General features: G+C 66.2%; 1 protein-coding gene. It reads left to right on the top strand.

Going from position 1 to position 346, the window contains the following annotated elements; translation table 11 throughout:
- Positions 1–31 precede the first annotated feature (31 nt).
- Positions 32–313: a helicase associated domain-containing protein gene (locus tag RMT89_RS46250; RefSeq protein ID WP_399498908.1), complete on the top strand. Its 282-nt coding sequence runs from the start codon at positions 32–34 to the stop codon at positions 311–313.
- Positions 314–346: the final 33 nt, after the last annotated feature.

Raw genomic sequence — 346 nt, 5'->3', positions numbered from 1 at the left:
GAAATCTCCCCGGTGTTTTCTCGATCCCCTCTTGCATACCGGGGCCGAACTGGAGTTGATTCCGAGATGGCCGTGGGAGCCGTCCTCGCGCGACCAGGGATGGGCCGCCAAGTTCAAGAGCCTGTCTCGCTACGCCGAGCAGCATGGTCACGCTGCGCCTGCGCGCGAGGAGCGGTGGGAGGGGTGGCGGATCGGTGCGTGGGTGTCACAGCAGCGGCATCGGCGCGGTCGCCTCTCGGCGGAGCAGCAGGCGACACTGGAAGGGCTGCCGGGTTGGGCGTGGGTAGCGCCGATGGGCCGACCCGCAGACTAGAGCGATCGCCCCCAAAAAAACCCACAATCTTTT

Source organism: Streptomyces sp. P17, assembly GCF_032436805.1.
In the GTDB taxonomy this organism is placed as follows: Bacteria; Actinomycetota; Actinomycetes; order Streptomycetales; family Streptomycetaceae; genus Streptomyces.
Note: the sequence above shows the minus strand (reverse complement) of the source record. Positions and strands in the feature narration are given on the sequence as shown.